The 25,194-nt window shown below is 73.9% G+C and carries 23 protein-coding genes; 11 read left to right on the top strand and 12 right to left on the bottom strand.

The window, feature by feature from the left end:
- Positions 1-78: 78 nt before the first annotated feature.
- Entirely contained in the window at positions 79-735 is a 657-nt protein-coding gene (locus tag ACIOD1_RS16195) for a DUF3000 domain-containing protein (protein ID WP_365616643.1), read from the bottom strand.
- Between the two features lie 91 nt (positions 736-826).
- On the opposite strand from ACIOD1_RS16195, the gene hemE reads away from it, so the two are divergent.
- Positions 827-1,891, top strand: coding sequence for a uroporphyrinogen decarboxylase (gene hemE / locus ACIOD1_RS16190; RefSeq protein WP_365616645.1), 1,065 nt, complete (start codon positions 827-829; stop codon positions 1,889-1,891).
- A 17-nt stretch (positions 1,892-1,908) separates the two neighbouring features.
- On the opposite strand, the gene ACIOD1_RS16185 is transcribed toward hemE, so the two are convergent.
- Both ACIOD1_RS16185 and ACIOD1_RS16180 read right to left on the bottom strand, forming a co-directional pair.
- Positions 1,909-3,291: an FAD-dependent oxidoreductase gene (locus tag ACIOD1_RS16185; protein ID WP_401902807.1), complete on the bottom strand. Its 1,383-nt coding sequence runs from the start codon at positions 3,289-3,291 to the stop codon at positions 1,909-1,911.
- 66 nt (positions 3,292-3,357) lie between these two features.
- Complete coding sequence (locus tag ACIOD1_RS16180; RefSeq protein WP_401902805.1) at positions 3,358-4,434, bottom strand: DUF4349 domain-containing protein; 1,077 nt, start codon at positions 4,432-4,434, stop codon at positions 3,358-3,360.
- 140 nt (positions 4,435-4,574) lie between these two features.
- Here ACIOD1_RS16180 and hemG point away from each other — a divergent pair, with 140 nt between their 5' ends.
- Both hemG and hemQ read left to right on the top strand, forming a co-directional pair.
- Positions 4,575-6,044: a protoporphyrinogen oxidase gene (hemG, locus tag ACIOD1_RS16175; protein WP_401902802.1), complete on the top strand. Its 1,470-nt coding sequence runs from the start codon at positions 4,575-4,577 to the stop codon at positions 6,042-6,044.
- Between the two features lie 23 nt (positions 6,045-6,067).
- Entirely contained in the window at positions 6,068-6,781 is a 714-nt protein-coding gene (gene hemQ / locus ACIOD1_RS16170) for a hydrogen peroxide-dependent heme synthase (RefSeq protein WP_365616653.1), read from the top strand.
- A gap of 98 nt (positions 6,782-6,879) precedes the next feature.
- On the opposite strand, the gene ACIOD1_RS16165 is transcribed toward hemQ, so the two are convergent.
- From ACIOD1_RS16165 to ACIOD1_RS16145, 5 genes are all read right to left on the bottom strand, one after another.
- Positions 6,880-8,535, bottom strand: a complete 1,656-nt coding sequence (locus tag ACIOD1_RS16165; protein ID WP_401902799.1) for an alpha/beta hydrolase — start codon at positions 8,533-8,535, stop codon at positions 6,880-6,882.
- Between the two features lie 163 nt (positions 8,536-8,698).
- Positions 8,699-9,445 carry a TIGR04222 domain-containing membrane protein gene (locus tag ACIOD1_RS16160; RefSeq protein ID WP_365616656.1) on the bottom strand — a complete coding sequence of 249 codons (747 nt, stop codon included), beginning with the start codon at positions 9,443-9,445 and terminating at the stop codon, positions 8,699-8,701.
- Positions 9,446-9,561: 116 nt separating this feature from the next.
- Positions 9,562-10,629: a TIGR04222 domain-containing membrane protein gene (locus ACIOD1_RS16155; RefSeq protein WP_401902797.1), complete on the bottom strand. Its 1,068-nt coding sequence runs from the start codon at positions 10,627-10,629 to the stop codon at positions 9,562-9,564.
- A complete protein-coding gene (locus ACIOD1_RS16150) occupies positions 10,626-12,059 on the bottom strand; it encodes a DUF692 domain-containing protein (protein ID WP_401902794.1) in 1,434 nt (477 codons plus the stop codon). Before ACIOD1_RS16150 ends, ACIOD1_RS16155 begins: the two co-directional genes overlap by 4 nt.
- Before the next feature lie 186 nt (positions 12,060-12,245).
- Positions 12,246-12,995 carry an aminoacyl-tRNA hydrolase gene (locus ACIOD1_RS16145; RefSeq protein ID WP_365616661.1) on the bottom strand — a complete coding sequence of 250 codons (750 nt, stop codon included), beginning with the start codon at positions 12,993-12,995 and terminating at the stop codon, positions 12,246-12,248.
- 71 nt (positions 12,996-13,066) lie between these two features.
- Here ACIOD1_RS16145 and ACIOD1_RS16140 point away from each other — a divergent pair, with 71 nt between their 5' ends.
- Positions 13,067-13,741, top strand: coding sequence for an AIM24 family protein (locus tag ACIOD1_RS16140; protein WP_365616663.1), 675 nt, complete (start codon positions 13,067-13,069; stop codon positions 13,739-13,741).
- A 66-nt stretch (positions 13,742-13,807) separates the two neighbouring features.
- The gene (locus ACIOD1_RS16135) at positions 13,808-13,999 is read left to right on the top strand and encodes a hypothetical protein (RefSeq protein WP_365616664.1); all 192 of its coding nucleotides are present in this window, start codon (positions 13,808-13,810) and stop codon (positions 13,997-13,999) included.
- Between the two features lie 25 nt (positions 14,000-14,024).
- Here ACIOD1_RS16135 and ACIOD1_RS16130 read toward each other — a convergent pair whose 3' ends face one another.
- The 4 genes from ACIOD1_RS16130 to zapE all read right to left on the bottom strand — a co-directional run bounded on the left by ACIOD1_RS16130 (position 14,025) and on the right by zapE (position 18,179).
- A complete protein-coding gene (locus ACIOD1_RS16130; protein WP_401902791.1) occupies positions 14,025-14,945 on the bottom strand; it encodes a polysaccharide deacetylase family protein in 921 nt (306 codons plus the stop codon).
- A 140-nt stretch (positions 14,946-15,085) separates the two neighbouring features.
- Positions 15,086-16,432 carry an alkaline phosphatase PhoX gene (locus ACIOD1_RS16125; protein ID WP_365616668.1) on the bottom strand — a complete coding sequence of 449 codons (1,347 nt, stop codon included), beginning with the start codon at positions 16,430-16,432 and terminating at the stop codon, positions 15,086-15,088.
- A 150-nt stretch (positions 16,433-16,582) separates the two neighbouring features.
- The gene (locus tag ACIOD1_RS16120; protein WP_365616670.1) at positions 16,583-17,008 is read right to left on the bottom strand and encodes an OsmC family peroxiredoxin; all 426 of its coding nucleotides are present in this window, start codon (positions 17,006-17,008) and stop codon (positions 16,583-16,585) included.
- Positions 17,009-17,072: 64 nt separating this feature from the next.
- Entirely contained in the window at positions 17,073-18,179 is a 1,107-nt protein-coding gene (zapE, locus tag ACIOD1_RS16115) for a cell division protein ZapE (RefSeq protein ID WP_401902787.1), read from the bottom strand.
- A 36-nt stretch (positions 18,180-18,215) separates the two neighbouring features.
- Between zapE and ACIOD1_RS16110 the strand changes: the two genes are divergently transcribed.
- The 6 genes from ACIOD1_RS16110 (at position 18,216) to ACIOD1_RS16085 (ending at position 25,133) form a co-directional block, all read left to right on the top strand.
- Complete coding sequence (locus tag ACIOD1_RS16110; protein ID WP_365616674.1) at positions 18,216-19,046, top strand: pyrimidine reductase family protein; 831 nt, start codon at positions 18,216-18,218, stop codon at positions 19,044-19,046.
- A 147-nt stretch (positions 19,047-19,193) separates the two neighbouring features.
- Positions 19,194-19,661 (top strand): indole-3-glycerol phosphate synthase, encoded by a 468-nt coding sequence (locus tag ACIOD1_RS16105; RefSeq protein WP_365616676.1) that lies wholly within the window; start codon positions 19,194-19,196, stop codon positions 19,659-19,661.
- A gap of 73 nt (positions 19,662-19,734) precedes the next feature.
- Positions 19,735-21,129, top strand: coding sequence for a UDP-N-acetylmuramate--L-alanine ligase (murC, locus tag ACIOD1_RS16100; RefSeq protein WP_365616678.1), 1,395 nt, complete (start codon positions 19,735-19,737; stop codon positions 21,127-21,129).
- Positions 21,130-21,144: 15 nt separating this feature from the next.
- Positions 21,145-21,561, top strand: coding sequence for a peptide-methionine (R)-S-oxide reductase MsrB (gene msrB / locus ACIOD1_RS16095; protein WP_365616680.1), 417 nt, complete (start codon positions 21,145-21,147; stop codon positions 21,559-21,561).
- Positions 21,562-22,114: 553 nt separating this feature from the next.
- Positions 22,115-24,175, top strand: a complete 2,061-nt coding sequence (locus tag ACIOD1_RS16090; protein ID WP_365616682.1) for a phosphocholine-specific phospholipase C — start codon at positions 22,115-22,117, stop codon at positions 24,173-24,175.
- A 202-nt stretch (positions 24,176-24,377) separates the two neighbouring features.
- Positions 24,378-25,133 (top strand): alpha/beta hydrolase, encoded by a 756-nt coding sequence (locus tag ACIOD1_RS16085; protein ID WP_365616684.1) that lies wholly within the window; start codon positions 24,378-24,380, stop codon positions 25,131-25,133.
- The last annotated feature ends 61 nt before the right edge of the window (positions 25,134-25,194 follow it).

Raw genomic sequence — 25,194 nt, 5'->3', positions numbered from 1 at the left:
GTCACCGCGCCCCGCCCCGCGCCCGGGCCCCGCCCGCGGCGCGCGCGTACCGCCGGACGGCCCCGAGGGGCCGCGCGGCTACGGGTGGTGCGGACCGCGCCGCTGTGGCAGGGAGACGACGCCGGTGACGGTGTCCGTCGGCCCGACCGGGGGCAGCCCCGAGATCTGGCACAGCAGCTCGCACCACGCGGACAGGTGCGCCGAGGTGTCGGGCACCCCTCCGACCCCCTCCCGGGGGGTCCACGAGGCCCTGATCTCGATCTGGGTCGCGGGGCGCCGCTCGGCGAGGCCGCCGAAGTAGTGCGAGCTCGCCATCGTGACGGTCCCGCTCGCCTCCCCGTACGTCAGCCCGCGCGCGTCCAGCGCCCCCGTGAGCCACGACCAGCACACGTCGGGCAGGAGCGGGTCCGCGGCCATCTCGGGCTCCAGCTCCGCCCGTACGAGCGTCACCATCCGGAAGGTGCCCTGCCACGCGTCGTGTCCGGCCGGATCGTGCAGGAGGATCAACCGGCCGTCGGCCAGGTCGTCCTCGCCGTCCACGACGGCCGCCTCCAGCGCGTACGCGTACGGCGCCAGTCTCTGCGGCGGTTTCGTGGGATCGATCTCGATACCGGACCTGAGTCTCGCCTTCTTCAAGCCGTCGACCGCCCGCCGGAACGGGAGCGGGACCGAGCTCTCCTTCGCGCTGTCCGTACCGTCAGCGCCATCTGAAAATCGTCCCTGAGCCGCAGCCATGCCGGGAAGACTAGGCGGAACGGGCGCCCGTCCGGCGCAGGGACACCCGCACCGGGCCGGGCACTTCTTCATACGTGCGAGGATTTGGGTCGTGAGCGCCAACGAAAGCCCCGCGGGCCAGCCGAGCCAGACGTACGATTCCGCCTTCATGAAGGCGTGCCGGCGCGAGCCGGTGCCGCACACTCCGGTGTGGTTCATGAGGCAGGCCGGCCGCTCCCTCCCGGAGTACCGCAAGGTGCGCGAGGGCACGGCCATGCTGGAGTCCTGCATGCGCCCCGACCTGGTCACCGAGATCACCATGCAGCCGGTGCGGCGCCACGGCGTGGACGCGGCGATCTTCTTCTCCGACATCGTGGTGCCCCTCAAGGCCATCGGCGTCGACCTCGACATCAAGCCGGGCGTCGGCCCGGTCGTAGCCCGCCCCATCCGCAGCCGTGCGGACCTCGCACAGCTGCGCGACCTCACCCCCGAGGACGTCACGTACGTCACCGAGGCGATCGGCATGCTCACGGGTGAACTGGGCGGCACGCCGTTGATCGGTTTCGCCGGCGCGCCGTTCACCCTCGCGAGCTACCTCGTCGAGGGTGGCCCCTCCAAGAACCACGAGCACACCAAGGCCCTCATGTACGGGGACCCGGAGCTGTGGGCCGACCTCCTGGACCGCCTCGCGGAGATCACCTCCGCCTTCCTGAAGGTCCAGATCGAGGCCGGCGCCTCCGCCGTCCAGCTCTTCGACTCCTGGGTCGGCGCCCTCGCCCCGGCGGACTACCGCCGCTCGGTGATGCCCGCGTCCGCGAAGGTCCTGGAGTCCGTCGCCTCCTACGGGGTCCCGCGCATCCACTTCGGCGTGGGCACCGGCGAGCTGCTGGGCCTGATGGGCGAGGCCGGCGCGGACGTCATGGGCGTCGACTACCGGGTCGCCCTGGACGAGGCCGTCCGCCGCGTCGGCCCCGGCAAGGCGCTCCAGGGCAACCTGGACCCCGCCGTCCTCTTCTCCACCACCGCGGCCGTCGAGGCCAAGACGGACGAGGTCCTCGCCGCCGCGGCCGGCCTGGAGGGCCACATCTTCAACCTGGGCCACGGCGTCCTCCCGACGACCGACCCCGACGCCCTGACCCGCCTGGTGGAGCACGTCCACACCCGCACGGCCAAGTAGTCCCCCCGGCGGGGGTCTCAGACCCCCGCCGCGCGGACCGCCGAGACCGCCTTGCGGGCGGCCACCAGGACCGGGTCCCACACGGGGGAGAACGGCGGCGCGTAGCCGAGGTCCAGGGAGACGACCTGGTCCACCGTCATCCCCGCCGTCAGCGCCACCGCCGCGACGTCCACGCGCTTGGCCGAGCCCGGCCCGCCGACGATCTGGACGCCCAGCAGGCGGCCCGTACGGCGCTCCGCCAGCACCTTCACCGTCATCTCCGCCGCGCCGGGGTAGTAGCCCGCCGTGTTCGTCGAGCGGATCGTGGCCGTCACGAAGCGCAGGCCCGCCTCCAGGGCGTCGCGCTCGCGCAGCCCCGTCCGGGCGATCTCCAGCTCGCAGACCTTGCTGACGGCCGTGCCGACCACCCCGGGGAAGGTCGCGTAGCCGCCGCCCACGTTCGAGCCGATGACCTGGCCGTGCTTGTTGGCGTGCGTGCCCAGCGGGATGTGCCGGGTGCGGCCCGCGACCAGGTCCAGGACCTCCACGCAGTCGCCGCCCGCCCAGACCTCCTCGTGGTCCCGCACCCGCATCGACAGGTCGGTCAGCAGCCCGCCGGAAAGGCCCAGCGGCAGGCCCGCCGCGCGGGCCAGGGCCGTGCGCGGTTCCACACCGATGCCGAGCACCACCACGTCCGCCGGGTACTCCCCGCCGTCGGAGGTGGTCACCGCGCGGACCGCGCCCGCGTCGTCGGTCAGCACCCCGGACACCTCGGCGCGCGCGACGGTACGGATGCCCATCGCGTTCATCGCGCTGTGCACCAGCCCGCCCATGTCCGGGTCCAGGGTGGCCATCGGCTGCGCGCCCCGGTGCAGGACGGTGACCTCGAAGCCCCGGCCCAGCAGGGCCTCCGCCATCTCCACGCCGATGTAGCCCGCGCCCACGACGACCGCCCGGCGGCCCGAGGTCCGCTCCAGGGTGGCCATCAGGCGCTGCCCGTCGTCCAGGGTCTGCACCCCGTGCACCCCGTGCGCCCCGATCCCGGGCAGTCGGGGGCGGACGGGGCGGGCGCCGGTGGCCAGGACCAACTTGTCGTACCCGGTCCAGGACTCGGCGCCGCTTTCCAGGTCCCGGGCCCGGACCCGGCGGCCGGCGAGGTCCAGCTCCAGGACCTCGGTGCGGGTGCGCAGGTCGATGTCCCGGGCCCGGTGCTCCTCGGGGGTGCGGGCGATCAGGTCGTCCCGCTCCGTCACCTGGCCGCCGATCCAGTACGGGATCCCGCACGCCGAGTACGAGGTGAAGTGCCCCCGCTCGAAGGCGGTGATCTCCAGCTCCGCCGGGCCCTTGAGCCGCCGGGCCTGTGACGCGGCGGACATCCCCGCCGCGTCCCCGCCGACCACCACCAGTCGTTCCTTCGCCATCGTCCGCCCCGTTCCGCGCCGTGTCCGCTCGCCGTGCCCGGCGTACCTCCGGGCCAAGGGGACACGCTACGGGCGGTCCGGGCCTCGGCCTTCGTCGCCCGCCCGGTCGGGGCCGCCGGCCTCGGCGGGGGCGCCGCCGTCGGCGCGGTCACCTGCGCCGGAACCGACCCCGACCTCGGCACCGACCCCCGCCGGGACCCGGGTCTGGCGGGGCACCCACGTCGGGGTGAGGCCCGTCTTCGGCTTGGCCGGGCGCAGCCTGCGGTAGCCCCGGAACCCTGCCGCCACCAGCCCCGCCGCGAGCGCGAACGGCAGCACCGCCGCCAACGCCAGCCCGAGGTAGCGGATGATCCGCGTGAAGACCGACCAGCCCCCGTGCAGGGCGTCGGTGAACCCGGGCTCGGGCTCGTCCCGCGGCGCCACCGGCTTCGGGGCGGGCTGCGACACGGTCAGGGTGATCGTGCCGAGCGAGGTCTGGTCCTTGAGCGCGTTCTGCTGGGCGAGCAGCGACTCCAGTTCGGCCTGACGCCGACTCAACTCCGCCTCCAACATGACCACGTCGCTCAGGCCCGAGGCCTTCTCCATCATCTCCCGCACCCGGGTGACACTGGCCTGCTGTGACTTGACCCGGCTGTCCACGTCCGCGACCTTCTGCGTCACGTCCTGCTCGTCGACCTTGCGGCTCAACAGCTTCGCGTCGCCCTGGAGGGAGGCGAGCACCGCGTCGTACCGCTCGCCCGGCACCCGCAGGGTCAGCGTCGAGGTGACCCGCCCGTCCGCGTCGCGTTCGGTGGACTCCTTGCCCACGTAACCGCCCGCGGCGCCGGCCGCCGTACGGGCCGCCGCGAGCACCTTCTCCGGCGTGGTCGTCTCCAGCGCCAGACTGCCCGTACGGATCACGTTCTGGCGGATCGCGGCGGGCGCCTGGCCGGCCTTGGAGTCGGCCCCGGCGCTCCCCTGCGGCGCCGCCGCCCCGGCGCCACCCGGCTGCGCGGGCGCGGCCTCGCCCCGGTCCGCCGGAGCCACGGCCGCCTTGTCGGAGGCGGCGCCCGAGTCGCCCGCGCAGCCGGTGAGCGCCAGGGCCGCGGCCATCGACAGTCCGGCCAGCGCGGCCGCGGTGCGGTGTCTGTGGAGCGCGTGCATCGTGAATACCCCCCGAGGGATCGGCTGATGTCCCCGTTTCGACGTCGATGGTCCCGTCGCCGGTTTCGCACGGGCGGCCTCGGAGCGGTCCCGATGCGGTCACGGTCCGGCCTCGCCGGCCGGTCTGAGACGATGTGTCCATGCACGAAGCGGACACGAGTACGGACCCGCGCACGGCCCGACCCGGCACTCCCGGCCACGTCGTCGTCATCGGCGGCGGCATCGCGGGCCTCGCCGCCGCCCACCGGCTGCTCGCCGACGGCGTCCGCGTCACCCTCCTGGAAGCCGGCCCCCGCCTCGGCGGCAAGCTGCGCGCGGGCGAACTCGCCGGGCTCCCCGTCGACCTCGGCGCGGAATCGGTCCTCGCCCGCCGCCCCGAGGCCGTGGAACTGGCCCGGGCCGTCGGCCTCGGCGACGCCCTTCAGGCACCCGCCACCGCCACCGCCCACCTGTGGACCCGCGGGGCCCTGCGCCCCATGCCGCGCGGCCATGTCATGGGCGTCCCCGCCGACTCCGGCCCGCTCGCCGCGTCCGGGGTGCTCTCCGCCGAGGGCCTGGCCCGGATCGAGGCCGAGGCGACCCTGGCGCCCACCGAGATCGGAGAGGACGTCGCCGTCGGGGCGTACGTCGCCGCCCGGCTCGGCCACGAGGTCGTCGACCGGCTCGTGGAACCGCTGCTCGGCGGGGTCTACGCCGGCAACGCCTACCGCATCTCGATGCGCGCCGCCGTCCCCCAACTCTTCGAGGCCGCCCGCACCCACGCCATGCTCGGCGAGGGCGTACGGGAACTGCAACGCCGGGCGGCCGAACAGCCCCAGGCCTCCGGGCCCGTCTTCGCCGGCATCGCCGGCGGCATCGGTCGGCTCCCGCTCGCCGTGGCCGACGCCTGCCGCGCCGCCGGCGCCGATCTGCGCACCGACACCCCCGTGCACGAGGTCCACCGCACCGACACCGGCTGGCGGGTCGTGGCCGGAGCCGACGCCCGTGAGGTGATCGAGGCCGACGCCGTGGTCCTCGCCACCCCCGCCGGACCCGCCGCCGCCCTCCTCGCCGCGCTCGCCCCGGCCGCCGCGGGCGCCCTGCGCGAGGTCGAGTACGCCTCCATGGCCCTGGTCACCCTGGCCTTCCGGCGCTCCGAACTGCCCGCCGCGATCACCGCGGGCGACGCCAGCGGCTTCCTCGTACCGCCCGTGGACGGCCGCACCATCAAGGCCTCCACCTTCTCCAGCAACAAGTGGGCCTGGGCCGGCGCCGATCCGGAACTCTTCCTGCTGCGCACCTCCGTCGGCCGGCACGGCGACGACGCGGACCTGGGGCGCGAAGACGGCGAACTGGTCGACGTCTCCCTCGGCGACCTCGGCGAGGCCGTCGGCCTCACCGCCCGGCCCGTGGCCTCCACCGTCACCCGCTGGGACGGCGGACTGCCCCAGTACCCCGTCGGCCACCTCGCCCGGGTCGCCCGGATCCGGGCGTCCGTCGCCGAGCTGCCGGGCCTGGCCGTCTGCGGAGCCCTCTACGACGGGGTCGGCATCCCGGCCTGCGTCGCGAGCGCGGGGAAGGCCGCCGATGTGGTGATCGCCTCGTTGGCCACCCCTGGCACGGACCACTGATCAGCACACGGGACAATGGACACATGACTGCACCGGAGAAGATTCCCAACGCGGGGAAGAAGGCGAAGGACCTCAACGAGGTCATTCGCTACACCCTGTGGTCCGTCTTCAAGCTGAAGGACGTACTGCCCGAGGACCGGGGCGGCTTCGCCGACGAGGTCCAGGAGCTGTTCGACCAGCTGGCCGCCAAGGACATCACCGTTCGCGGCACCTACGACGTCTCCGGCCTGCGCGCCGACGCGGACGTCATGATCTGGTGGCACGCCGAGACCTCGGACGAGCTGCAGACCGCCTACAACCTCTTCCGCCGCACCCGACTGGGCCGCGCGCTGGAGCCGGTCTGGTCGAACATGGCCCTGCACCGCCCGGCCGAGTTCAACAAGTCCCACATCCCGGCCTTCCTGGCCGACGAGACGCCGCGCGACTACGTCAGCGTCTACCCCTTCGTGCGCAGCTACGACTGGTACCTGCTGCCCGACGAGGACCGCCGCCGCATGCTCAAGGACCACGGCATGATGGCCCGCGGCTACCCCGACGTGCGCGCCAACACCGTCGCCTCGTTCTCGCTCGGCGACTACGAGTGGATGCTGGCCTTCGAGGCCGACGAGCTGTACCGCATCGTCGACCTCATGCGTCACCTGCGCGCCTCCGAGGCCCGCATGCACGTCCGAGAAGAGGTGCCCTTCTACACCGGGCGCCGCAAGTCTGTCGCCGATCTGATCGACGGACTCGCCTGATACCTCCCCTGGGGGGAAGGACCGGAGGACCTCTGTCCTGCCGGTGATCGGGAGGCACTGCCCCCGAATCGACGCAGCCGGAGACCCCGCCCGGAAGTTCAGACGACTGGCGGCAGCAGCGCCCTGGGAGCGCTCGCTGCCCGGTCGTCCAGCGACACCGGTGCGGGCTCCGGATGCGGCGCGCACCTGACGCGCCACCCCGGGGTGGCCCCCGTCAGCAGGTACCGCTCCACCCGCCGGTCCACGCACGCGTTGCGTCCGCCGGCCACCCCGTGGGTGCCCGCCCCCGACTCCGTGACCAGTGCCGCCCTCGGGCCGAGCCGCCGCTGGAGTTCGAGGGCCCCCGGATAGGGGGTGGCCCCGTCCCGCTCCGCCGCCACGATCAGCGTTCCGGGCAGCAGCCCGCGCCGGTCGCCGACGTCCACCGGCTGCTGCCTCGCGGGCACCGGCCAGGAGGCACAGGGCAGGTTCAGGAAGGCGTTGGCCCAGGTCTCGAAGGGCGCCCGCCGGGCCAGCTCGGTGTTGTCCCGGTCCCAGGTCTTCCAATCGGCCGGCCACGCGGCGTCGTTGCAGAGCACCGCCGTGTAGACCGCCGTCGCGTTCTCCGCCTCCCGGGCCGTGCGCGGATCCCGCGCCGCCTGCTCGACCAACGGACCGGGATCCCCGCGCAGGTACGCGGCCAGGGCCGCCGCCCGCTGCGGCCACACGTCGTCGTCGTACGCCGCCTGGAGGTACGCCGCGTGCAACTCGCCCGTCCCCACCACCCCGCCGGCCGGCCGCAGGGCCACCGCCGCGCGGACCCGCTCGTAGCTCGCCCGGACGGCCCGCGCGGTGCGCCCGAGCCCGTACACCGCGTGGTGGCGTGCGGCCCAGGTGCGGAAGTCCGCCCAGCGGCGTTCGAAGGCGGGGGCCTGGGCCAGGTTGTCGAGGTACCAGACGCGGCGCGGGTCCGGGTCGACCGCCGAGTCGAGGACCATCCGGCGCACGTGGTCCGGGTAGAGGGTGGCGTAGACCGCACCGAGATAGGTGCCGTACGAGGCTCCGAGGAACGTCAGCCGCCGCTCGCCCAGGGCGGCCCGCAGGACGTGCAGGTCACGGGCGTTGTTCAGGGTCGTGTAGTACGCCAGCGCCGCCCCGGCCCGGCGCGCGCACCCCTCGGCGTACGCCCGGGCCGCCGCCCGGCGCTCCCGCTTGTAGGCGGCGTCGGGCACCGCCGGGACCTGGGTGGGCCCGGCCGCGGGATCGCGGCAGCTCAGCGGGGCGGAGCGGCCCACCCCGCGCGGGGCGTAGCCGACCAGGTCGTAGGCGGCGGCGACACCGGTCCAGGCGGGCCGGTCGCCGAGCAGGGGGAAGTACGTCCCGGAGCCCCCGGGGCCGCCCGGGTTGTAGACGAGCGCGCCCTGCCGGACGGCGCCGCCCCGACCGCTCGCGGCGACCCGGCTGACGGTGAGCGCGATCGACGGGCCGTCCGGCCGGGCGTAGTCCAGCGGCACCCGCAGCACGGCGCAGCGCACGGGCCGGTACAGCCCCTCGCTCGCGGGACAGTCCCCGAAGCGGAGCGGCTTCCCGGCGGCGGCCCGACGGGCCGCCAGCTCGGCGCCCGTTCGTTCGGCGGTAGTGGCGGTAGTGGCGGTCGCGGCCGACGCGCCGTTCCCGACGGCCGGGGCCGGGCCGGCCGCCCGGGCGGGGGCTCCGGGGGCGAGGACGGCGAGGGCGAGGAGCGCGACGGTGGCCCCCGGGCGTACGAACGTCATCCGCATGGCGGCCCCTTGATCTCATCGGATCGTCCGATGAGATGTCAGAGCCGTCCCCGCTGTACACCTCCGCCGCCGGGTGTCGGCCCGGGTCCCCCGGTTGCCGTACGCCCGGAAGGCGCGGATCGGCCGATCGGGCGGGCGGCCCCTCGTAGGGGCGGGGTCAGGCGAGCGCGGAACGCAGCGCCCGGTCGCGCAGGGCGCGCGGGCCCCGAAGGGCCACCGCCATCAGGGAGTCCGGGCCGCGGCGCTCCCGCAGGAGGGCGGCGAGCAGGCCGCGCCCGGCGGGGGAGGCCCAGGGGGAGTGGGCCGGGCCCTCGAAGGCGGCGATGGCCAGGCAGCCCAGACACAGCAACAGGGGCAGCGCGAACCACCACAGGATGCCCCCGGTGCCGGCGCCCGGCGCGGGGAGCGCCAGGGAGGCGGCGGCCAGGACCGCGGTGGCCGCCGTGGCCCGGCGCACCGATCGGACGCCCTCCGCGACGCCGCCCCGGACCGCGGCCGGCAGGGTGAGCCCGGCTTCGCCGAGCCGGTCCGCGAGGGCCCGTACGGCCTCGGCGGAGGCCGCGGCGGCGCGAACGGCGGGCACCGGGCACTGTCCGTCGGGGCCGAACGCCCCCAGGACGGACCGCTCGTGCGGATCCCGGCCGACGGGGTCGAGCAGGGTGGCCCAGCCGGTGTGCGCGAGCAGCAGGCGGCGCCGGCGCTCCATCGAGAGCAGGGTCAGTACGGCGACCCGCTCCGGGCCCCCGGCCAGGTACGCGGCCTCGTACAGGCTCAGCTCCCGCGGCCCGGGCGCCGGGCAGGAGCCGGGGACGGGCTCGGCGGCCTCGGTGGCGGCCCGCAGCAGGCGGGTGCACGCCACGAGCACCGCGGCCCAGGCGAGGAGGAGGAACAGGAACCGGAACATGGCTGATTCCTACCCCTCGCACGCCCCGCCGACCGGCCGTACGACTCAAGCGTGAGCAGCTCGTGACGTACCGGTGACCGGCCGGCGGGGTGGGGAACCCGCCGGTCAGGAGCCGATCAGGAGCTGCTGGAGCAACTGGAGGAGCTGCTGGAGCAACTGGAACCGCTGGAGCAGCTCGAACTGCTGCTGGAACAACCGGACCCGCTGGAACAGCTCGACCCGCTGGAACAGCTCGACCCGCTGGAGCAGCCGGACCCCGACGAGCCCCCGCAACCGGTCGAGCCCCCGCACCCGGACCCGCCCCCGCCCCCGTCGACGCCGGCGCACCAGACGACCGGGACGAGCCCGACGCCGGAGGATCCGCAGGAGTCGGAGGACGAAGCGGCGGCGGAGGAGGTGTGCGGCCGGCGTCCGCGGGCCTGGGCGGCCGCCAGCCGGGTGCTCCGGGCCGCCGACAGGAGCTGGGCGCGCAGGGCCGCGTCCGGCACTCCGCGCAGCCCGAACAGCGCGGTCTGCACGTGGGGCGAGGGGTCCGCCGCGTACCGCATCCGGAAGGCGTCGAGGGCGTCCTGCCCCGCCGGGGTGATCCGCCGCGCGGCCCGCTTCCCGCAGACGGAGCCGAACACGATCCCGCCCAGCAGCACCGGGAACACCTTCACGATGAACGGGACCTGGCTCCCGGGTTGCAGTGCCCAGGCCACGAAGGTCAGCGGCAGCGACATCGGCACCAGGACGGCGCACACCACCGCCTGGACCACCCCCCAGCGCCGGATCCCGCGGCCCCACCCCGGAGCGGAGACCAGCCCGCGCGCGGACAGGGCCTCCCCGGTCTCCTGGACGGCCGGGTCGGTCATGGCGGCGTACCGCACCTGGTAGAGCCACCCGGACGGGGCCCGCGACAGCGCCCCCAGCACGGCCCGCTCGGCGGTGTCGGCCGCCCGCGCCCCGGGGCGCGGCTGGACCAGGCCCGGGCCGCCCGCGAGCATCCGGCCGTCCCCGAGCAGGGAGACGAGCGCGGCGTCGACCACGGCCCCGGGCCCACCCGTGAGGAAGGCCGCCTCGGACAGGTCGTGCAGGAGCGGGGCGGGCCCCGGGGAGCGGGGTCGGGCCCGGCGCAGGGCGCGCAGCAGGAGCGCGCAGGAGGTCAGGACGGCGACCCAGATGACGACGGCGACGGTGTTCACGCGGCCCTCCCCACCAGGGCACGGGCCCAGCGCACGATGCGGTGCGGCGGCCGGGCGCCGGCCCGGTCCTGCCACCAGAGGGTGAGCCGGCGCCGGGCGGCCGGGTCGGCGGGCAGGTCCTGGATCAGCAGGTGTTCCGCGAACTCCATGGCGTCCCGGCGGTAGCCGGCCGTCATCGGGCGGTTGCGGGCGTAGGCCAGGAAGGCGGTGCGGTACGCGTCGGGCCCGCCCAGGATCGGGGGCAGCTCGGGCGCCAGCTTCGCGACCACGGAGGCCCGCTTGGCGGCCAGCGCCCGGGCCTGGACGCGGACGCGCCGCTCGTCGAAGCCCTCGGGTACGGGGGTCCCGGCGACGAGCGCGGACAGCAGGGCCGCCTGCCCGATCCCGACACCGGCCCGCACGCCCTCGGAGACGGGCGCGACGGGCGGGAGCGGCTCGCCGGGCACCTCAGGCTCGACGGGCACCTCAGGCCCGTCGGGCACCTCAGGCCCGTCGGGCACCTCAGGCCCGTCGGGCACCTCAGGCCCGTCGGCCAGGCCGGGAGCGCGCGACCCGTCCGGCGCCGATTCCCGGACGGGTCGGCCGGGGCCCGCTGCCGAGGCCGGCCCCGCGCCGGGGCGGGAGATCACCTCGCGGATCCGGGTCAGTTCGCCGGCCAGCTCCGCCTCCGGCGGGAAGTCGTCGTCGCGCTCCAGCAGCACGCCCGGCGGGTCCACCCGCTCGCGCAGCCGCGCGAGGACGTCGAGCACCACCGGCGGCACCGGGTGGGCGTGGGTGTCGTGCCAGACCCCGTCGCGCTCCACCCCGCCCGCCACGTGCACGTAGGCGAGGGCCTCCAGCGGGATCGCGTCCAGGACGGCGGCCGGGTCCTCGCCCCGGTTGACCCGGTTGGTGTGCAGGTTGGCCACGTCCACGAGGAGCCGTACGCCCGTCCGTTCCACCAGCTCCGTCAGGAAGCGGGCCTCCGTCAGCTCCTCACCGGGCCAGGAGAACAGCGCGGCGATGTTCTCCAGGGCCAGCGGCACCGGGAGCGCGTCCTGCGCGATGCGGACGTTCTCGCAGAGCACGTCCAGCGCGTCCCGGGTGCGCGGCACGGGCAGCAGGTGCCCGGCCTCCAGGGCGGGCCAAGAACTGCGTACGAAGGCTATGTGCTCGGTGACCAGCGGCGCCCCCAGCGCCACCGCACGTTCCCCGAGCACGGCCAGGCGCTCCGGATCGGGCCGGTCGGCTCCGCCGAGGCCGAGCGAGACCCCGTGCGGGACCACGCGGACCCCTCGGTCGAGCAGCCGTCGCAGTGAGGCGGGCAGATGGCCCGGGCAGATGGTCTCGGCCACCACCTCGACCCAGTCCAGGCCGTCCAACCGTTCCACGGCGTCCGCGATCTCCGGCCGCCAGCCGATGCCCACCCCCAGGCGTGCCACGGGCTTCATGTCCCCTCGCCCCCTGTCCTTCCGAACGTGCCGTCTCACGGCGTCTCTGCCGGTGTCATGACCCCGACGTACTCGGGCCAACCGTGAGTGGCAGACGTTCAGAGCAACATTTGAGGTTCCGGGATCGGCTGCCCGATCGGATGCCGAGACGCGCCAGCCGCAGGCGGTCACGGCGAGCGCGCGTCCTCAGAGCCGGGCCCGCAGGGCGGGATGGTCCGACACCACCGTGCAGGAGCCCGGCGCGATCTCGGTGAAACCGGCGTCCCGCACCACCGGCAGCCCGCTCCCGCTCAGCGCGGCCCACTCCTCGCGCGCCGCGTGGCGCACGGCGAGTCGGAAACCGGAGGCCGCCCACCGCTCGCGCTCGGCGGCCGACAGCTCCCACCACGCCAACTGGGCCGCGTGCCCGGCCTGGGCCATGGCCTTGCCCGCCGACATGTCCAGCTCCGGATTCAGCCACAGCACCGCCGCCCCCGCCCCGACCGGCGGGGGCGGCTCCGGGTCGTCCAGGTCGGTGCCCGACACCTGGAGCTTGGCCAGCTCCTTGGGCCAGCCGTCCAGCGGAACGGGCGGGAAGACCCGCACCTCGGCGGCCCCGCCCTCGACGGTGATCCCCGGCAGGTTCCCCGCCTTGCGCCACTCCGCCCCGCGGGCCCGCCGGACCACCTTGCGGATCCGGGCGTCCTGCCAGTCGCGCACGGCGGCGGCCCACTCGCCCTCGCCCCGCGCCCGCTCGTCCGTCAGCAGCACGAGCACCGCGCGGGCCGCCGTCTCCAGGGCGTCCGTCCGTGAGGGCGGCGCGTCCTTCTCGATGTGGACGACCAGCGGCAGGACGAACTGCGGGGCCTCGTCGCGGAGCGCGTGCTCCCGCCGGAACGGGCTGTCCGCCCCCACGGCGGGGACGTCGGGGCTCTGCCGGGTGTCTTCGGTGCTCATCCGGCCAAGGATGCCGGCCTCCGACCTGAGGATGATGTCCCGGGTCCGAGCGTCGGGCGAGGATCGGAGCCATGCAGAGTGATCTCTTCGCCTCCGAGCACACCGCCGCGCCGTTCACCGCGCCCGGCATGTCCCTCCAGAACGCCAAGTCGGTCAAGTACGCCGTCGACGGCGAGATGTTCGCCCGCCAGGGCTCGATGGTCGCCTTCCGCGGCGACCTCCGCTTCGAACGCCAGGGCCAGGGCATCGGCGGGATGCTCAAGCGCGCCGTCACCGGCGAGGGGCTCGCGTTGATGTCCGTACGCGGTCGCGGCGAGGCGTGGTTCGGGCACCGGGGCGGCCACTGCTTCCTCATCGACTTCGAGCCCGGCGACGCGCTGAGCGTCAACGGCCGCAACGTCCTGTGCTTCGACCCGACGCTCTCCTACGAGATCAAGATGATCAAGGGTGCGGGTATGACCGGCGGCGGCCTCTTCAACAGCGTCTTCACCGGCACCGGCCGGCTCGCGGTGGTCTGCGACGCCAGCCCGATCGTCATACCGGTCACCCCGCAGGCACCCGTGTACGTGGACACCGACGCGGTCGTCGGCTGGAGCGCGCGGCTGGAGACCGGACTGCACCGCTCCCAGTCGGTCGGCTCGATGATCCGCGGGGGCTCCGGCGAGGCCGTCCAGCTGAAGCTGAGCGGCGAGGGCTTCGTCATCGTCCGCCCCAGTGAGGCCGTCGAGACGGCGGCCGGACACTGACCGCCGGGTCCGGGCGGTCCCGCCCGGCCGGGGGTCGACCCGGCCGGCGCGAGTAGGCTCGTACGCATGGAAGAGCAGCAGGACAGCGCCTCGTACTGCCCCGCGCCGAGCGTCCCCGCCGGGCGGGTGCCCGGGCCGCCCTACGCGGACTGCGTGGAGTGCGGCAAGCCGACCGAGTACGGGGTGGCGACCCCGGGCGTGGTGCTGTGCCCGGTGTGCGAGTGGCAGGACGCCCAGCGCACCGCCTGCTCCGGCTGAATCGTTTCCTCGCAGGGCCCGCGGCTCAGGTGCCCATCAGTTCGGACACCTTCACGAAGCGGTAGCCGCGCTTGCGCAGCTCCGGGACGATCTTCCGGACGGCCTCCTCGGTGACGGGCGCCGCGCTGCGCGTGCAGTGCATCACCACCACCGAGCCGGGCTTGACCCCGGCCAGGACCTCCTCCGCCACCGCGTCGGGGTCCTTCGCGAAGGCGTCCCCGCTGACCACGTCCCACTGGACGGCGGTCACCTTGGCGGCCGCGAGCGCCCGCAGCGCCCGGTCGTCGTAGCAGCCGCCGGGGAAGCGGAAGTAGGGGACGGTGTTGACCGCGCCCGCCGCGCGGAAGGCCTCGAAGGCCTGCTCCACGTCGGCGCGGGCCCCCTCTTCGTCGAGCGTGGGCAGCCCGTAGCAGGGGGACTTGAAGGCGTGGTGGCTGTACGAGTGGTTCGCGATCTCGAAGTTCCGGTCGGTGCCGATGGACTTCGCCTGGTCCGGGTACTCCTCGGCCCAACGGCCCGTCATGAAGACCGTAGAGGGCACCTGGAGGCCGCGCAGGGTGGAGATCAGCCCGGGGTTGTCGAAACGTTCCCCCGAGGCGGCGCGCGGGCCCTGGTCGGAGGTCATGTCGGCGTCGAAGGTCAGGGCCACCACCTTGTCCGTGCGCCGGCGCGCCCGCTCGAAGACGGGGGTCAGGCCGTTCGGACCGGGGGCCAGCGTCGGGGCCTTGCCGGGCGCGCCCGGCTGCGGGGACACGGCGGCGCCTGAGGGGGAGGCGCCGGAGGGGGAGGCCGGGGTGCCCGGGGCGGCGGAGGCCCCCGGGGAGCCCATCCGGGCCTGCCCGGAGCCCTGCGGGGCGCCCGTACCGCCCCCGCATCCCGCGAGGGCGGCACCGAGTGCGGCGACGGCCGCTACTGTGCGTACGGAATTGCGTACAGAGAGGATCACATACGCAAAATATATGACTATGTGGCAAGCGGACGTTTACGGCACTCGGTCACATCGAAGTCGGCCGGCGGGTGCGCCGGCCACGCGCCCCGCATCACGGCGAACGGGACCGCGACGCGACCGGGGGCGGGGCCCGGACGTCACCTCCAGGGGCCCGTCACCGCGAAGGTGGTCCCCGGCGCGTAGGCGTTGACGTACATCGTCCGCAGGTCGGGGGAGAAGGTGACTCCCGCGAACTCCCCCCATGCCGGGGCCCCGGGCCCGCCGACGTCCTGGGCGCCCCGGGCCACCGGGTAGACCTCTCCGGCCGGGGTCACTCCGAAGACGTACTGGTGACCGCCGCCGTCCTCGCACACCATCAGCCCGCCGTCGGGGGCCAGGCAGATGTTGTCGGGGGAGTCCCCGGGGAGGTCGACGTCGGCCGCCGCCCCGAAGCGCGCGTCGAGCCTGATCCGGGCGCGCAGCGGGTCGTGGAACCACACCTGGCCGTGGTGGTCGGCGGCGGACCCGTCGTGGGAGCGGGCGAAGCTGGAGACGAAGTGCACGCCGCCGTCGCCCCAGTAGCAGCCCTCCAGCTTCTGCGCGTGCGTGATCCCGCCCGGGCCGAAGTCCTGGAAACGGATCGGGGTCCCGGCGGCCGAGGGGTCCGGTACGGGGACCCACTGCACCGGGAGTTCCGTGCCGGGCTCCGTCACCACCGACAGGTCCGCGACCCCGGGCACGCGCAGCGCCTCCAGGCGTCCGCCCGCCCGCAGCGAGCCGGGTCCTCCCCGCGGCCGGTGGGGCAGGAACCGGTAGAACAGCCCGAAGGGGCGTACGAAGGCGTCCTCGGTCTCGTAGACCACCCCCCGGTGCGGGTCCACGGCGACGGCCTCGTGCGCGAAGCGGCCCATCGCGGTGAGGGGCACCGCGCCCAGGCGGTGCGGGTCGGCCGGGTCCACCTCGAAGACGTAGCCGTGGTCGCGGGAGTACCCGGAGTCGCCGGCCCGCTCCTCGGTCTCCTCGCAGCTCAGCCAGGTGTTCCAGGGGGTCCGCCCGCCCGCGCAGTTGACGGCCGTCCCGGCCAGCGCGACCCGCTCCGAGACGACGGAACCCGCCGGATCCAACTCCAGGGCGGTGCAGCCCCCCAGGGCCGCGGGGTCGTACGTGAGCCCCGCCACGGGCGGTACGCGCAGCGCGGCGTCGGCGCGGTTCTCGTGGTTGCGGACCAGGCGCACCCGGCCCCCGCCCGCGTCGAAGGCGGCCATCCCGTCACAGTTGGCGGGCACCGTCCCCTCGCCGGAGCGGAGCGGGTCGCCGGCGCGGCTGAGCACCCGGTAGGAGAAGCCGGCGGGCAGGTCGAGGAGCCCGCGCGGATCGGGCAACAGCGCCCCGTACCCCCGGCCGGCCCGGGGGGTGGCGGCGGCGTTCCCCGCGAAGAGGGCGCCCGTCGTCCCGGTGAAGGTGATGGAGGCCGCCGCGAGCAGGCTGCGTCGGGTGACGGACATCGGCAACTCCCCGTGGTGGGACTGGAGATGTGACCGGCCCGTGGTACCACGGCGCACCGGGCCCGGCCCCGCGACGCGTGCGCGGCGGCCGGCCCGTCACCCCACCGGGCCCCCGAGCCGTACACAGGGGGCCCGATGGCGGTGGGAGGATCAGATGAGCTCGGCGCTCAGGGTGATCGTCGTACCCGTCAGGGCCTGGCTGACCGGGCAGTTCTTCTTGGCGTCCTCGGCGGCGGCGGCGAAGGCCTCCGCGTCCAGGCCGGGGACCTCGGCGCGCACGGTCAGGTGGATGCCGGTGATGCCCTCACCGGGCTGGAAGGTGACGTCGGCCTTGGTCTCCACGCGGGTGGGAGGGGTGCCGGCGCCGTCCAGGCCGTGCGAGAGGGCCATCGAGTAGCAGCTGGAGTGCGCGGCGGCGATCAGCTCTTCCGGGCTGGTCTTGCCGTTCGCGGCCTCGGCGCGGGAGGGCCAGGAGACATCGAACGAGCCCTGGCCCGAGGAGTCGAGGGTGACGACGCCGGAACCCTTGAGGAGGTTGCCCTCCCAGTTGGTGTGGGCGGTACGCGTGGTGGCCATGGTGATCCCTTCGCAGAAGTGGCAACGGCCGGGGCGCGAGAAGATCGCTCCGGCCGTGCCAAACCTACTGGGATACCAGGGGCTTCGCGTCGCGGGCGAGCGCGGTGAGCCGCGATATGGCCCGGAAGTACTTCTTCCGATAACCGCCGTTGAGCATTTCTTCACTGAACAGACGGTCGAAGGGGACGCCGGACGCCAGCACCGGGATCTCGCGGTCGTAGAGCCGGTCGGCGAGGACCACCAGGCGCAGGGCCGTCGACTGGTCGGGCACCGGGCCGACGTCGGTCAGGCAGACGGCGGCAATCCCGTCCGTGAGGGCTCCGTAGCGGCTCGGGTGGACCTTCGCCAGGTGCTCCAGCAGTCCGGGGAAGTCGTCGAGGCTCGCCCCGGGCGTGGCGTACGCGGCCTTCGTGACCTGCTCGTCGGAGTAGGGCGCCGGGGCCTCGGGCAGGCCGCGGTGGCGGTAGTCCTGGCCGTCGATGCGCAGCGGCCGGAAGTGCGCCGACAGCCCCTGGATCTCCCGCAGGAAGTCGGCGGCGGCGAAGCGGCCCTCGCCGAGCTTGCCGGGCAGCGTGTTGGAGGTGGCGGCCAGCGCCACGCCCTGCTCGACGAGCCGCCGGAGCAGGGAGGACACGAGGACGGTGTCGCCCGGGTCGTCGAGCTCGAACTCGTCGATGCACAGCAGACGGTGTCCGCCCAGGGTCTGCACGGTCTGCTGGAAGCCGAGGGCGCCGACCAGGTTCGTCAGCTCCACGAAGGTGCCGAACGCCTTGAGGGCGGGCTCGGCCGGGGTGGCGTGCCACAGGGAGGCCAGGAGGTGGGTCTTGCCGACGCCGTAGCCGCCGTCGAGGTAGACCCCGCGCGGGCCGGTGCTCGCGGCGGGCTTCTTCGAGAACCAGCGCCGCTTGGCGGCGCCGCTCGCGTGGGCCCCGCCCAGGCCGGCGGCGAAGCCGCTGAGCACGCTGACGGCCTCGGTCTGGCTCGGCTGGTCGGGGTCCGGGTCGTAGGTGTCGAAGCGCACGGAGTCGAAGCGCGGGGGCGGCACCATCTCGGCCACCAGCCGTTCGGCGGGCACGCGCGGTTCACGGGCACACAGGGCCAGGGGGCCCGCGTCGGCTATCGGGGGTCGCCCGGAGGATGCCGAACCGGAGGTCGAGAGTGAAGTTGACACAGCCCTTAACTCTACGCGGCGTGTCAGACTGCACCGATGCGACGCCTGTTCCCTGTGACCGATCAGACATCCGCTCCCGCCCCCCGGTCCGTCGACCCGGCCGCCCCCCGGCCCGCCGATCCGAGCGGTGATCCGTCGGTCGACCGGGAGTGGTCCCTGGACGAGCTGGCGGACGCCTACGCCTACCCCGATCCGATCCCCGGCGGCCACTGGTTGCGGGCGAACATGGTCTCCACCCTCGACGGGGCGGCCCAGCACGACGGCCGGTCGCAGGCCATCTCCGGCGAGAGCGACATGCGGATCTTCGGCACCCTGCGGGGGCTCGCCGATGTGGTGGTCGTCGGAGCGGAAACGGTTCGCCAGGAGGGCTACCGCCCGGCTCGGGCCCGGGAGGTCTTCGCGCAGCGGCGCAAGGCGGCCGGGCAGGGGCCGGCCCCCGCCGTCGCGGTGGTCACCGCCTCCCTCGACCTGGACTTCACCCTCCCCCTGTTCACCTCCCCCCTGGTGCCCACCCTGGTGGTCACCGGAGCCGGCGCCCCGGCCGAACGGGTGGCCGCGGCCGGCGCGGCCGGTGTCGAGGTGGTCGTCGCGGGCGACGGAGCGGGAGCGGACCCGGCCCGGGCGGTGCGCGAGCTGGCCGCGCGCGGGCTGCGCCGCCAGCTCACCGAGGGCGGGCCCCGGCTGCTGGGCCAGTTCATCGCCGCCGACGTGCTGGACGAGCTGTGCCTGACGATCTCCCCGACGCTCACGGCGGGTGGCGCCCAGCGGATCTCCGGCGGGCCCTCCGTCACGGTTCCGCACCGGCTCGCGCCCGCCTGCGTACTGGAAGAGGCCGGCTTCCTCTTCACGAGCTACCGTCGGATCTGACAAGTAGGCGGAATTTCACGTTCCGCTTTGCTTCCGGCGGGCAGGTTCCTGGGCACAGATAACACGGCAAGGCCCCGCGACAGCGGGGCAGGATGGTTTCCGCAGGGGCCGGCCGACCGGCCCCCGCGCATGAAGGAGAGGGCGTCCGTGTTCACGAGCGTATTGATGATCGAGCAGCCGCTGACCACGGTGGACGTGGACTTCGTCACCACCCTGCACGGAGACGACCGGGTCTCCTTCTTCGTCCTGATGCAACCTCGCGGCGACCAGGACCGACTGCTCCGCGCCATCGACGACGTCGCGCTCGGCGAGCTTCCCGAGGCCGTCCACGAGGGTGACGTCCCCGAGGGCGACGACGCCCGGGGGCCGGCCGAACAGGCCCTCCACGCCTCCCTCGTCGCCCTGCGCAAGAAGGGCGCCACGGCCGTCGGCCAGGTCATCGACGACCACCCCCTCGACAAACTGAAGGCCGTCGTGGAAGAGACGAACGCCGACGAGGTGATCGTCCTGACCGCCCCCCACTTCGTGGAGGAGTTCTTCCACCGGGACTGGGCCTCCCGGGCCCGTCACAAGGTGGGGGTTCCGGTGCTCAAGCTCTTCGCCCACAACGAATAGGCTGGGCACGCACCCCTTCGCGGGGGCACGCACCCGTAGACCCAGCGCACGACGATTCCCTGGAGCGACCTGAATGAAGCCCGGCCTGCCGACCGCGATGGAACGGCCCCACTTCATCGGCATCGGCGGCGCCGGCATGTCCGGCATCGCGAAGATCCTCGCCCAGCGCGGCGCGGTGGTGGCCGGCAGCGACTCCCGTGACTCCGAGACCGCCGGGGCCCTGCGCGCCCACGGCGCCACGGTCCACATCGGACACGCCGCCGGCCACCTCGCCGCCGACTCCAGCTGCGTGGTCGTCTCCAGCGCCATCCGCGCCGACAACCCGGAGCTGGCCCGCGCCGCCGAACTGGGCATCCCGGTCGTGCACCGCTCCGACGCCCTCGCCTCCGTGATGGACGGGCTGCGCCCGATCGCCGTCGCCGGCACGCACGGCAAGACCACCACCACCTCGATGCTGGCGGTCTCCCTCTCGGCACTGGGCCTGGACCCCTCGTACGCCATCGGCGGCGACCTGGACGCCCCCGGCTCCAACGCCCACCACGGCGAGGGCGAGATCTTCGTGGCGGAGGCGGACGAGAGCGACCGCAGCTTCCACAAGTACGCCCCCGAGGTCGCGATCATCCTCAACGCGGAGCTCGACCACCACGCGAACTACGCGTCGATGGAGGAGATCTACGAATCCTTCGAGACCTTCGTCTCGAAGATCGTCCCCGGTGGCACCCTGATCGTCGCCCACGGGCAGGAGGGCGCCGCCGAGATCGCCCGCCGCGTCGCCGGCAACGCGGACCTCAAGGTCGTCACCTACGGGGAGGCGGAGGGCGCCGACGTCCGCGTCACCAAGGTCACCCCGCGCGGCCTGACCAGCGAGGTCACCGTCGTCATCGACGGCCGGATGCTCACCTTCACCGTCTCCGTGCCCGGCCGCCACTACGCGCACAACGCGGTCGCCGCCCTCGCCGCCGGTGTCGCCCTCGGCATCCCGGCGCACAACCTCGCCTCCGCGCTCGGCAAGTACACCGGCGTCAAGCGCCGCCTCCAGCTCAAGGGCGAGGCGGCCGGCGTGCAGGTCATCGACTCCTACGCGCACCACCCCACCGAGATGACCGCCGACCTGGAGGCCATCCGCGGCGCCGCCGGGGACTCCCGCATCCTGGTCGTCTTCCAGCCCCACCTCTTCTCCCGCACCCAGGAACTCGGCAAGGAGATGGGCCGGGCCCTCTCCCTCGCCGACGCCTCCGTGGTCCTCGACATCTACCCGGCCCGCGAGGACCCGATCCCCGGGGTGACCAGCGAGATCATCATCGCCGCGGCCCGTACCGCCGGCGCCGACGTCACCCCCGAGCACGACAAGGCGGCCGTCGCCGACGTCATCGCGGGAATGGCCAAGCCCGGTGATCTCGTTCTCACCATGGGCGCGGGCGACGTCACGGACCTGGGACCCCAGATCCTCGCCCGTCTGTCGAACTGAGGGAGCGGGAACGTCATGGCGTACGAGGTCCAGAAGACGGACGAGCAGTGGCAGGCCGAACTGACCCCGTCCGAGTACCAGGTGCTGCGCCTCGCGGGCACCGAGCCGGCCTTCCGCGGCGAGTACACCGACACCAAGGCGGAGGGCGTCTACTCGTGTCGCGGCTGCGGCGCCGAGCTGTTCCGTTCCACGGAGAAGTTCGAGTCGCACTGCGGCTGGCCGTCCTTCTTCGACCCGAAGGACACCGAGGCCGTCGAGCTGATCGCCGACACCGCCCACGGCATGGTCCGCACCGAGGTCCGCTGCGCCACCTGCGGCTCTCACCTCGGTCACGTGTTCGAAGGTGAGGGTTATCCGACCCCCACCGACCAGCGCTACTGCATCAACAGCATCTCCCTGCGCCTCACGCCGGAGGAGCCCGCAGCGAGCTGAGGTGGTCCTCCAGGGCCCGGTCGCGAGATCCAACCCGCGACCGGGCCCTGGGCACGTCCGGCACCCCCCGCGCCACCGGCGGCGGCAGGTGCCGGACCGGGGCCCGCACGCCGTGGGCCCGCAGCGCGGCGCCGACCGCCGCGTCCCGGTCGCACGGCTCGGCGTCCGTCACGTCGTACGCGCCCGGGCCCCAGCCGGGGCCTCCGGAGCGGCCTGGTCATGGCCTCACGAGGGCAGGGCGGGTCGACGCGGGCCCGAGTGCGGGTGCTCATCTCCCCGCCCCGGCCGCCGAGTAGAAGACCGTTCGGACGCGCGGCGACGGCGGGGATCCCAACTCCTGTGACGCGAGGGTCTGTTGTCGCGAGGGGGTAGCCCTTACCGTTTTCGCGGCGGAGCGGCGACTTCGTGACGGGTCCCGCACACCCGTCGGGCCGTCCTTGGCGTTCGCCCGCTGTACGGCCCGACGTCAGACGGGGATCTCCGTCCGGTACCCCAGGACCGCTGTCCTTGGGGCGCCCCTCGACTCCCCCCTCACCCCCAGAGGTCGTCACCCATGGCTGAACTCAACCGCCGCCGGTTCCTCCAGATCGCCGGAGGCACCGCCGCCGCGACGATGCTCACCGACAGCATCGCGCGCGCCGCCGCCATTCCGGCGCAGGGCAGCACGGGCACCATCCAGGACATCGAGCACATCGTCGTCCTCATGCAGGAGAATCGGTCCTTCGACCAGTACTTCGGCTCGATGAAGGGGGTCCGGGGCTTCGGAGACCCGCGGCCCGTCCTTCAGGACAACGGCAAGTCCGTCTTCTACCAGTCCAACGGGACGAAGGACGTCCTGCCCTTCCACCCGCAGGTCAACGACCTGGGCATGCAGTTCGTGGAAGGCCTCAACCACGACTGGGCCGGCGGCCACCAGGCCTACAACAACGGCAAGTACGACAAGTGGGTCCCCGCCAAGACCACGACGACCATGTCGTACATGAACAGGAACGACATCCCGTTCCACTACGCCCTGGCCGACGCCTTCACCGTGTGCGACGCCTACCACTGCTCCTTCATCGGCGCCACCGACCCCAACCGCTACTACATGTGGACGGGTCACACGGGCAACGACGCCACCGGCGGCGGCCCCGTCCTCGGCAACCAGGAGGCCGGCTACGGCTGGAAGACCTACCCGGAGCGCCTGGAGGCGGCCGGGGTCTCCTGGAAGATCTACCAGGACATCGGCGACGGCCTGAACGCGGCCGGATCCTGGGGCTGGATCGGCGACGCCTTCCGCGGCAACTACGGCGACAACTCGCTGCTCTACTTCAACAGCTACCGCAACGCCCAGCCGGGCAGCGCCCTGTACGAGAAGGCCCGTACGGGCACCGACGCCAAGGCGGGCGAGGGCTACTTCGACAAGCTGCGCGCCGACGTCGTGGGCGGCACCCTGCCCCAGGTGTCCTGGATCGCGGCCCCCGAGGCCTTCAGCGAGCACCCGAATTGGCCGGTAAACTTCGGCGCCTGGTACATATCCCAGGTCCTGGACGCGCTGACCGCGAACCCGGCGGTGTGGGCGAAGACGGCGTTCTTCATCACCTACGACGAGAACGACGGCTTCTTCGACCACGTCGTGCCCCCGTACCCGCCGACCTCCTCCGCCTGGGGCCTGTCCACGGCGGACGTGACCCGCGACCTGTACGCCGGGGGCGGCGGCTACGCGGCCGGCCCCTACGGCCTCGGCCCGCGCGTCCCGATGATCGTCGTCTCCCCGTGGAGCAAGGGCGGATACGTCTGCTCCGAGACCTTCGACCACACCTCGGTGATCCGCTTCATGGAGAAGCGCTTCGGGGTGCAGGAGCCCAACATCTCGCCTTGGCGCCGCGCCGTCTGCGGGGACCTGACCTCCGCCTTCGACTTCACCAAGGCGGACGCCTCCCCGGCCGCGCTGCCCTCCACGGCCGGCTACCTGCCGCCCGACCACAACGCGCACCCCTCCTACCACCCGGTCCCGCCGACCACGGGCGCGCTGCCCAAGCAGGAGGCGGGCGCCAAGCCGACCCGCGCGCTGCGCTACAGCCCGTACGTGGACGGCAAGGCCACCGTCTCCACCGCCAAGTTCACCCTGACCTTCTCCTCCGGGGCCTCGCTCGGCGCGCACTTCCACAGCACCTCGGGCAACCGCACGGACGGCCCCTGGCCCTACACCGTCGAGGCCGGCAAGACCCTCTCCGACACCTGGAGCACCAGCAGCTCCACCGGCAACCAGATCAACCTCACGGTGTGGGGCCCCAACGGCTTCCTGCGCACCTGGAAGGGCCCGACGAAGAAGGGCGGCCCCGAGGTCACGGCCCGCCACGCGGACGCCACCGGCAACCTGGCCCTGACCCTGACCAACGGGGGCACGACCGCCGTCAACCTCACGGTGACCAACTCCTACGGCGGCGCCGCCCAGACCTTCAAGGTCAACGCGGGGGCCACCGTCTCCCACACCGTCGACCTGCGCGCCACCGGCCGCTGGTACGACGTCTCGGTGGTCTCCGACGCGGACGCCACCTTCCTGCGGCGCTTCGCGGGCCACGTCGAGACGGGCGCCCCGGGCGTCTCCGACCCGGCGATCAAGACCGTCTGATCCGGTCCCGCGACGCGCGCGGCGGCCACCGCCCCGGCACCGAGAGGCCGCCGGGGCGGTGGCCGCGTGCGTCGTGGGCGCGTCGGGGGGGGCTCATCGCGGGCGGCCGACGAGGCCGCGCCGGCTCCACGGTGTGATGGTAGGCCCGCTGGGCAGAACGTACGGCGTCGCTTTCCTCCATCTCGTCACCGAGGGAGAACGCATGGCCATCGCCCACCGCAGGATCGGCACCGGACCCGTCCGCGTCATCGTGCTGCACGACTGGTTCGGCACCTCCGCGAACTGGGGCTCCGTCCTGGAGTACCTGGACCCGGAGGAGTTCTCGTACGCCTTCCTCGACTACCGGGGCTACGGTGAGCGCCGCGACGTCCCCGGCCGGTACACCCTCCCCGAGATCGCCGACGACGTGCTCGAACTCGCCGACCAGCTCGGCTGGGACACCTTCTCCCTGCTCGGCCACTCCATGGGCGCCAAGGCCGCCCAGCAGGTACTGGCCCGCGCGCCCGAGCGGATCGAGAAGCTGATCGGCCTCGCCCCGCTCCCGGCCGCCCCCTACACGATGGACGACCAGACCCACGCCCTCTTCTACGGAGCGGCCGAGGACCCCGCCAAGCGACGCGTCATCCTGGACCTGGTCACCGGCCACCGGACGAGCCCGCACTGGCTGGAGCACATGGTCGCCCACTCCCGGGCCGTCTCGCGCCCCGAGGCCTTCGCGGCGTACCTCGCGAGCTGGCAGCCCCTCGACCTGACGTCCGCGATCAAGGGCAACACCGTCCCGGTACTGGTCCTCGTCGGCGCCCACGACCTCGCCCTCACCGCCGAGCTGATGCACGCCACCTGGCAGGCCTGGTATCCGGACTGTCGTGTGCACACCCTCCCGGGCGCGGGCCACTACCCGCCGCACGAGGCCCCGGTCGCCTTCGCCGCCGAGATCGAGGCGTTCCTGCGGGCCTGACCCGGCCGGAAGACGAAAAACCCGTGGGGGGTACGAGGAAAACCTCGTACCCCCCACGGGA

It is taken from the genome of Streptomyces sp. NPDC088097, from assembly GCF_044741845.1.
Taxonomy (GTDB): Bacteria; Actinomycetota; Actinomycetes; order Streptomycetales; family Streptomycetaceae; genus Streptomyces.
Note: the sequence above shows the minus strand (reverse complement) of the source record. Positions and strands in the feature narration are given on the sequence as shown.

Excerpts from the sequence above, each read along its gene's own strand:
- ACIOD1_RS16195 (WP_365616643.1), bottom strand. The coding sequence starts at position 735 with ATGGCTGCGGCTCAGGGACGATTTTCAGATGGCGCTGACGGTACGGAC.
- ACIOD1_RS16185 (WP_401902807.1), bottom strand. The coding sequence starts at position 3,291 with ATGGCGAAGGAACGACTGGTGGTGGTCGGCGGGGACGCGGCGGGGATG.
- ACIOD1_RS16180 (WP_401902805.1), bottom strand. The coding sequence starts at position 4,434 with ATGCACGCGCTCCACAGACACCGCACCGCGGCCGCGCTGGCCGGACTG.
- hemG (WP_401902802.1), top strand. The coding sequence starts at position 4,575 with ATGCACGAAGCGGACACGAGTACGGACCCGCGCACGGCCCGACCCGGC.
- hemQ (WP_365616653.1), top strand. The coding sequence starts at position 6,068 with ATGACTGCACCGGAGAAGATTCCCAACGCGGGGAAGAAGGCGAAGGAC.
- ACIOD1_RS16165 (WP_401902799.1), bottom strand. The coding sequence starts at position 8,535 with ATGACGTTCGTACGCCCGGGGGCCACCGTCGCGCTCCTCGCCCTCGCC.
- ACIOD1_RS16160 (WP_365616656.1), bottom strand. The coding sequence starts at position 9,445 with ATGTTCCGGTTCCTGTTCCTCCTCCTCGCCTGGGCCGCGGTGCTCGTG.
- ACIOD1_RS16150 (WP_401902794.1), bottom strand. The coding sequence starts at position 12,059 with ATGAAGCCCGTGGCACGCCTGGGGGTGGGCATCGGCTGGCGGCCGGAG.
- ACIOD1_RS16145 (WP_365616661.1), bottom strand. The coding sequence starts at position 12,995 with ATGAGCACCGAAGACACCCGGCAGAGCCCCGACGTCCCCGCCGTGGGG.
- ACIOD1_RS16140 (WP_365616663.1), top strand. The coding sequence starts at position 13,067 with ATGCAGAGTGATCTCTTCGCCTCCGAGCACACCGCCGCGCCGTTCACC.
- ACIOD1_RS16135 (WP_365616664.1), top strand. The coding sequence starts at position 13,808 with ATGGAAGAGCAGCAGGACAGCGCCTCGTACTGCCCCGCGCCGAGCGTC.
- ACIOD1_RS16125 (WP_365616668.1), bottom strand. The coding sequence starts at position 16,432 with ATGTCCGTCACCCGACGCAGCCTGCTCGCGGCGGCCTCCATCACCTTC.
- ACIOD1_RS16120 (WP_365616670.1), bottom strand. The coding sequence starts at position 17,008 with ATGGCCACCACGCGTACCGCCCACACCAACTGGGAGGGCAACCTCCTC.
- ACIOD1_RS16110 (WP_365616674.1), top strand. The coding sequence starts at position 18,216 with ATGCGACGCCTGTTCCCTGTGACCGATCAGACATCCGCTCCCGCCCCC.
- murC (WP_365616678.1), top strand. The coding sequence starts at position 19,735 with ATGAAGCCCGGCCTGCCGACCGCGATGGAACGGCCCCACTTCATCGGC.
- msrB (WP_365616680.1), top strand. The coding sequence starts at position 21,145 with ATGGCGTACGAGGTCCAGAAGACGGACGAGCAGTGGCAGGCCGAACTG.
- ACIOD1_RS16090 (WP_365616682.1), top strand. The coding sequence starts at position 22,115 with ATGGCTGAACTCAACCGCCGCCGGTTCCTCCAGATCGCCGGAGGCACC.
- ACIOD1_RS16085 (WP_365616684.1), top strand. The coding sequence starts at position 24,378 with ATGGCCATCGCCCACCGCAGGATCGGCACCGGACCCGTCCGCGTCATC.